The organism is Streptomyces roseicoloratus (assembly GCF_004117935.1).
Classification (GTDB): Bacteria; Actinomycetota; Actinomycetes; order Streptomycetales; family Streptomycetaceae; genus Streptomyces; species Streptomyces roseicoloratus.
In genome coordinates, this window is the sequence record NZ_SDOY01000102.1 from 1 (window position 1) to 7085 (window position 7085).

A 7085-nucleotide genomic window follows, 5' to 3' on the forward strand; every position below is an offset into this window, starting at 1 on the left:
CGACCACCCGGATCACCGGCCTCGTCCAAGCCGTGCTCACACTGCATTTGGCCAGCTCAGACCGATGATGGAAAAGCCTCCGTGGCTCGTCGCTCCAGCGGGGAAGCAGAGCGCGGAACGGTGGGAGTATCTGGGTGCGGCCGGTTGCGTGTCACGGCAGGATGGGTGGATGGAGCAACCACTTGACGTCCCCGAACTCGCTGCTGGTGCGGGGTTCAGTCTTCGGCCGTGGCGCCTTTCGGATCTTCAGCTTGTCCGCGAGGCATCCGAGGACGATTACATTCCGTTGATCACGACGGTGCCCTCGCCCTATTCAGAGTCGGCAGCTGTCGCGTTCGTCGAGCGGCAGTGGGGTCGGGCCTCCGCGGGGACTGGGTATCCGTTCGTCATCGTGAGCGCTGATGGTCGGCCGGTCGGAAATGTGGGGCTGTGGCTGAAGGACCTGGGGCAGGGGCGGGCATCGTTGGGTTACTGGGTCGTTGAGTCGGCCCGTGGGCAGGGGGCGGCCGGGGCCGCAGTCGGCGCCGTCGCCGAGTGGGCCTTGAACGAATTGCGGATTCCTCGGCTCGAGTTGTATGTCGAGCCGTGGAACACGGGTTTCGTGCGCACTGCCGAGCGTGTGGGGTTCCAGCGGGAGGGGCTGCTGCGGGGCTGGCAGCAGGTGGGGGCCGAGCGGCGGGACATGTTCGTATATTCGCTGCTGAACGGCGAGCAGTGATGTCGCTCAGCCGGCCTGGGCGGGTTCCTCGGCTCGGGCTCGGGTGCTGGCGAGGTGGTAGGAGTCGGTGCCGGTCTCGATGATGGTGCCGTTGAAGGTGAGGCGGTCGACGATGGCCGCGCAGAGGCGGGGGTGGGTGAACGTCTTCGTCCACCCACCGAAGGACTCGTTGGAGGCGATGGCCACGCTGTTCTTCTCCTCGCGCTCGGTCAGCACCTGGAAGAGCAGTTCGGCGCCACGCCGGTCGAGTTCCATGTAGCCGAGTTCGTCGATGCAGAGGAGATCGACACAGCCGTAGCGGGCGATGGTCTTGCTCAGCTGCTTCTCGTCGGCGGCCTCGACCAGCTCGTTGACCAGCTTCGTCGCGAGCGTGTAGCGGACGCGGTAGCCCTTCATCGCGGCCTCGATGCCTAGGGCGATGAGCATGTGGGACTTGCCGGTGCCGGAGTCGCCGATGAGGCAGAGCGGTTGGCTCTTCTTGATCCATTCGCAGCTGGCGAGGGTGCGGATGGTGGCCGGGTCGATGCTCGGGTTGGCGTCGAAGTCGAAGGACCGCAGGAACTTCTCCCGCGGGAGCCGACTGCCTTGATCCGCCGCTCCGAGCGGCGGCGGGCCCGGTCGTCGCACTCGGCCATAAGCAGTTCGGCAAGGAAGCCGCGGTAGGTCATCTGGTCCTTGATCGCCCGGTCGGCGATGTCGGAGAACTCGTTGCGGATCGACGGCAGCCGCAGCAAGCGGCAGGCGGAGTCGATCGCGGCATCGGCGGCCTGCTCGGTCAAGCCTCGCTGGCGGGGACCGAGGGCAGCGGCCTGGTGTCCGGCGGAAGATGCGCCAGGCGCCACTCGTGCAGGGACGTCACTGTCGCCGGCGGCTGGCCGAGGGTCCGGACGTCCGGTGCGGTCTCGGTCTCGGCCTGGGCGGCCTTGCGGGCCTCCAGGGCGACCGCGTCCGCGGTCAGGGCCCCGGCCCGCAGAGCGGCCGCCAGGCCGGCGACGACATGTTCATGCGCCATGTGGCGTCCGAGCAGCAGCACCTCGATCAGCGCGCGGGTGCCGTCCCGCTCGCCGTGGATCTTCATGGCCTGGGTCCACCAGGCGTCGTGGACCGGGGTGAACTTGCCGGCCGAACGGGCCTGTTCGAGAGCGGTCGAGCCGGGGAAGGCGCCGGGCTTGCGGACCAGGACCTCCAGGTAGTGGTCCAGCTCCAGGCGGACGGCTCCCTTGGCGATCATCCGCTCGTGCCGGGCCACCCCGGGCGGCTGCGTGTTCCCGACCGAGTGGCGCTCGCAGGCGTCATGTATGTACTGCGGACCGGTGTCGCGTGGCGCGATGTCCCCGCAGAGACCGTGGGCTGTTCCGGTGTGACGGCCTGGCGCCGGCTGCGGGACTGGACCGAGGCGGGCGTCTGGCCACGCCTGCACACCGCCCTGTTGGCCGAGCTTCGCCGCGCCGGGCCTGCTGGACCTGGACGACTGCTCTGTGGACGGATCGCACGTCCGGGTTCTCAAAGGGGGGATCATGTCGGCCCCTCGCCCGTCGACCGTGCCCGGCCCGGCCCGGCTCCAAGCACCATCTGATTGTCGACCGGCACGGAACCCCGCTCGCCGTCACGCTCACCGGCGGCAACCGGCACGATGTCACCCGGCTCCTACCGCTGTTGGACGCCCTCCCACCGGTCCGAGGAGTGCGGGGACGTCCCCGCTGCAAACCCCGGCGTCTGTATGCCGACCGGGGCTACGACTTCGACAAGTACCGCCGCCTGCTGTGGAAACGCGGCATCAAACCCTTGATCGCCCGACGCGGCGTCCCCCACGGCTCCGGACTGGGCAAGGCGCGCTGGGTTGTCGAGCGCGCCTTCGCCTGGCTGCACCAGTTCAAACGGCTCCGCACCCGCTACGAAGGACGCGCCGATCTCCACCAGGGCCTGCTCGAACTGGCCTGCAGCCTCATATGCCTCCGCCGCCTCCGGAACTCATTCTGAAACGATCAGTTACCCCCGCCCCTGACGCAGGTGCCGGCCGCTGGTCCCGGGCGCGCGCGGAGGCCGCCGACGCGGAAGCGGTCCGCGCAGCCCTGCGCGGACCGGTCGCAGCGTCGTAGGCGGCGGACCGGCTCACCGAGGCGCATGAACGTCTGCTCACGCCTCCCGGCCTTCGTCAGAGCTTGCGGACGAGGTCTCGGCAGGTGCAGCAGCCGAGTCGTGGTCGATCCCGGCGCGATCGTTCGGCGGGGTTCCGGGTTCCGCTCGGAGGAGTCCTGGTCCCCTGGATCAGGGGCCGTCGAAGCTTTCGACGAGGACGTGGTGGTCGGAGTAGGGCGTGGGGGCGACGCTGCACCAGTTGCGGGGTTCGCTGCCGAAGATGTAGTCGATCTTGACTCCCGATCTGTGGGTGGGGCGGCCCGTTCGGGTGGTGCCGGTCTGGTCGCATTCCAGGTATCCGGGGGTGCCCGGGCCGGTGGAGTACAGGTCGGCCGGCCAGATCCATGCGGCGGTGTTGCCGGGGGTGTCCGGTGACTGGGCGTTGAAGTCACCGCCGATGACGGTGTGGGGGAAGGTGTCCACCACGTTCTTGATCTGGGCGAACTGGTCGTCGCGGTAGTCCCAGGTGGGGTGGGCCTGTTCGGCGCCGAGGCGGGCGGCGTGGACGGTGCACAGGCGCACGTTCCATGTGAGGGTGGTCGCGCAGTGGAAGGGGGTGTTGAGGCCGGTGGTCGGTTGGGTGGTGGGGTACGGCTTGGGGTCGCCGAGGGGGCCCTTGGCGAGGATGGCGGTGCCGATGCGGTCGGCGCGTCCGGTGCCGTCCTCCCCGCATCGGCTGGGGGTCGTCCTGCCTTCCTGCGACCACTGGTAGGGCTGGAAGGCGGAGCTCCAGTGCGTCCCGAGGCGGCTCATCAGGAGGGTGAGATCGTCCTCGCAGACCTCCTGCAGGAGGGCCGCCTCGACCCGGTTCACGGTGACGTTCCGGGTGACGACGCCGATCTTGTCTTCGTGTGTTCCCGTGCCGTCACAGCCCCATGAGGCGCGTTGGGAGCCGCACATGTTCCACGACATCACCTGCAAGGTGCGGGGGAAGTCCTCGACGGCGTAGGGCATGGTCTCCGGACCTGCCCCCTGTTCCCCTGCTGCCTCGGAGGGCAGGTCGCCCGCGAAGGCCGAGACGCCGACCGAGGCGAGTGTGAGGACGGCGGCCGTGGTGACGGCGGCTCGGGCGGCTTGGGCGGCTCGGGTGTGGCGAAATCTCATGGGGATCCTTGCGGTGAAGGTGCGAGGGTGTGCGGACATGTCGTCGATGCGGGGCGGAGGACCGTGGAGTGCTCGCTGGTCGCTGCTCGCCGCTCGCACGTGGCAGGGGCCGTGTCGGCTGCGCCGCAGACCCCTGCGTGGCTGGGTCAGAGGGTGCCGGTGATGGAGATGGTGCCGAGGGTGCCGGAGACGCCGGGAAGCGTGATCGGGGTGGTGCTCCAGGTGCGGTCCGCGTGGCGGATGGTGTGGACGACCTTGTTGTCGGTGGTGACGGCGGTGAGCTGGAGTTCGCCGTCGACATGGGCGGCGGAGAGGGACTTGGTGGTGATGTTGCCGAGGTAGCCGGTCAGCTCGCCGAAGGCGTCCCAGCTGGCGTTGGCCTTGCGGATGGCGTGGTACTGGCGGGCGCCGTTGTCCGTGGTGACGACCACGTGGGCGTCGCCCTCGACGCCGGCGATGGCAACGCCGGTGACGGGGCTGGTGGGGCCTGCGGCGGCCTGGGTGATATTGCCCCAGGTGGACCAGTGGCCGGCGGTGGTGCGGAGCGTGTGCAGAGCCTTGCCGCCGCTGACGGTGAGAAGCTGGAGCTGGCCATCGGCGTTCGCGGCCGCCACCTGGGTGACGGTGCCGATGGGCCCGACGACTCCGGCGAGGTCGGCGAACTGGCTCCAGTGCCCGGTGGCGTTGCGCAGGGAGTGGAACACCTTGCCGTTGGCGACGGCGACGACATGCAGATCGTTGCCGATGGAGACGGCGGTGACCTGCGTGAGGCTGCCCAGGTGGCCGGCGACGTCACCGACGTTGCCGAAGGGGATCCAGGTGCCGTCGGCCTTGCGGATCGTGTGCTGGAGGGTGCCGTTGGTGGCGATGGCCAGGACGTGGGTGTCGCCGTTGATGCCGGCGGCGGTGGCGGTGCGGATGCCGCCGATGTTGCTCGCCTTGGTCTGGACGTCGTCGAACCGGGTCCAGGTGCCGTCGGCCAGGCGGATGCCCTGGTAGAGGGTGGAACCGCTCTGGATCACGGTTCCGGTCTTCCAGCCGGATCCGGTGATCCGGTTCTGCGTGATCCAGGAGGTCAGATCGTCGGTGCGGACCGCTATGGCGCCGGTGCGGGTCTCGGCCGGGTCGGTTCCCAGACACCCGCCCTGCCAGGAGCGGCTGTTGAGGGCGATCAGCTCTCCGGCGGCGTTGAGCACGGGGCCACCAGCGTCACCCTGGCAGATGGTGTTGCCGGCTTCCGCGGCCTCCAGGGTGACGGTGGTGGTGTCGCTGGTGGTGGCCTTGAAGGAGGCCGTGTGGACCTTCCCTGGGAGCCACTCGGTCTTTGTCCGGCCGTGGCCGGCGGCGGTCACGGCGGCGTCGGCGGCCGGGGCGGCGGAGCCGAGCTTGACCGGGGTCGTGCCGGTGGCCACGCCGTCAAGGTGGAGCAGGACCACGTCCCGGTCGGCGCGCGGCACGACCTCGGTGACCTTGTACGTCTTCGCTCCGACGAACGCCTTCACCGGGTCCTTCGGCGCTCCTGCGGCGACGTCGGTGCCGAAGCAGCTCTTGGCGCTGAGGAGCCAGTCGCCGGCGACCAGGGTCGCCGAGCAGCCACGGGAGGTGGCTTCGTCGCCCACTGTGACCCGGCCGGTGTAGGCGAGGGAGCCGGTGTCGGGTGCGCCGACCGCGGCCTGAGCCGTCATGGACGACAGCAGGCCGGTACCGACGGCAGCGGTCACGCCGGCGGCGATCCAGGAGGACCGACGATTGATGCGGGGCATGGAAGTTCCTTGGAAGAGAGGACGGCAGTGGGTGCGGGAAGGGGAGCAGGCCGTCGTGCGGCGATCCGACGGTCTGGGGGCATGTCGTCGGGGCGGTACCGGCCGCGTGTGAACCGAGCACAGGAAGCAGCCTGCACATGTCCTGTGAGCGCACCGGCGCCCGCAGCCGTCTGGTCAAGCCGGCGTAGGGAAGGCATTCCGATTACGTGTCTGAATTCGCAGGTTGTGCTGCAACAGTGATGGACCATATTGAGCCGGAACTGATGGGTTTCCTACTGGATCGTGTAGCGGACGTGGCGGGCGGCGAAGTAGCCGCAGACGATGTGGGGTTGCTTCTGGCGTCGCCGCAGGAAGCGGCGGGTCTCGTGGGCGAGGTCGTCGGCTGAGGTGGCTCGGGCCGCGTGGACGTGGTGCTTCAGATCGGCGTTCAACAGCTCGTCGGGATTCAGCTCGGGGCTGTATCCGGGCATCAGATGCAGTTCGACGCGCTCGGCGTTCTCGGCGAGCCAGGCCCGGACGGCTCTGCTGCGGTGGACCGGATGCCGGTCGGCGATCACGTGGACCTTGCGCCCGGCGTGCCGGGCGAGGCGGTCGAGGAACGCGCAGAACACCTGTGAGGTGAACTTGCCGGGAAAGACGGTGAACCACAGCGCCCCGCGGGAGGCGACGGCCGACATGACGTTGACCCTGAAACGGCGCCCGTTCACCCGCACCAGCGGGGTCTGCCCAGCCGGAGCCCACGAGCGTCCCGGCGGGGCAGTGTCCGAGCGCAGACCGCACTGATCAGCCCAGACCAGCTCGGCCTTCTCCCCGCTCGCCCGGGCCCGGATCGCCGGATACTCCTCCTGAAGCCACCGGCTGACCTCGTCGCCCTTCTGCCGGTAGGAGCGGCGGGCGGGCCGCTGCGGGGTGAAGCCGTGCCGGCGCAGCCACTTGCCCACACCCCGATCGGTCATCGACACCCCGCACACCAACCGGATGAGAGTCCGCACCGAGGCCCGGGTCCACATCACCCCGCTCTGCCCGAGGTCGGCCGGCGTGTAATCACGCATCGCCTGCAAGACCGCCCCACGGCCGGACTCGTCGATCAACTCACCCTTGCCTGCCCGAGGTTCACGCGCCGCCGCGAGCAGTGCCCGCCTCCCACCGGCGCGGCTGGCCCGCCACCACGTGCCCACCGACCGCTCGGAGACCCCGAACATCTCCGCCGCCTGGCCGTACGTCCGGACCCGCCCCGACTCCAGCGCGCTCACCACCCGCAACCGCAGATCCTCCTGCGCAGCGGGCGGCAGACGCCGCATATCCCCACCCTCGATCACACCCGATCAACGAGCAGGCAACCCATCAGTTCCGGCTCAATA

5 protein-coding genes and 2 pseudogenes are annotated in these 7085 nt (G+C 69.6%); 2 read left to right on the plus strand and 5 right to left on the minus strand.

Annotated features, from left to right (window positions below):
• Window positions 1–169: 169 nt before the first annotated feature.
• Window positions 170–718, plus strand: a complete 549-nt coding sequence (locus ESG85_RS11440) for a GNAT family N-acetyltransferase (RefSeq protein WP_128978152.1) — start codon at window positions 170–172, stop codon at window positions 716–718.
• Window positions 719–724: 6 nt separating this feature from the next.
• On the opposite strand, the pseudogene istB reads toward ESG85_RS11440, so the two are convergent.
• Together istB and ESG85_RS11450 are read right to left on the minus strand one after the other, a co-directional pair.
• Window positions 725–1560: pseudogene (istB, locus tag ESG85_RS11445) on the minus strand (IS21-like element helper ATPase IstB).
• Complete coding sequence (locus ESG85_RS11450; RefSeq protein WP_246094937.1) at window positions 1494–1967, minus strand: hypothetical protein; 474 nt, start codon at window positions 1965–1967, stop codon at window positions 1494–1496. The pseudogene istB and the gene ESG85_RS11450 overlap by 67 nt, the downstream one beginning before the upstream one ends.
• On the opposite strand from ESG85_RS11450, the pseudogene ESG85_RS11455 reads away from it, so the two are divergent.
• A pseudogene (locus tag ESG85_RS11455) lies at window positions 1911–2698 on the plus strand (IS5 family transposase). The gene ESG85_RS11450 and the pseudogene ESG85_RS11455 overlap by 57 nt on opposite strands.
• 288 nt (window positions 2699–2986) lie before the next feature.
• On the opposite strand, the gene ESG85_RS11460 reads toward ESG85_RS11455, so the two are convergent.
• From ESG85_RS11460 to ESG85_RS11470, 3 genes are all read right to left on the minus strand, one after another.
• Entirely contained in the window at window positions 2987–3961 is a 975-nt protein-coding gene (locus ESG85_RS11460) for an endonuclease/exonuclease/phosphatase family protein (protein WP_246094938.1), read from the minus strand.
• Between the two features lie 146 nt (window positions 3962–4107).
• Window positions 4108–5724: a trypsin-like serine protease gene (locus tag ESG85_RS11465; RefSeq protein WP_128978154.1), complete on the minus strand. Its 1617-nt coding sequence runs from the start codon at window positions 5722–5724 to the stop codon at window positions 4108–4110.
• Window positions 5725–5996: 272 nt separating this feature from the next.
• Window positions 5997–7025, minus strand: a complete 1029-nt coding sequence (locus ESG85_RS11470) for an IS630 family transposase (protein WP_128978155.1) — start codon at window positions 7023–7025, stop codon at window positions 5997–5999.
• Between the last annotated feature and the right edge of the window lie 60 nt (window positions 7026–7085).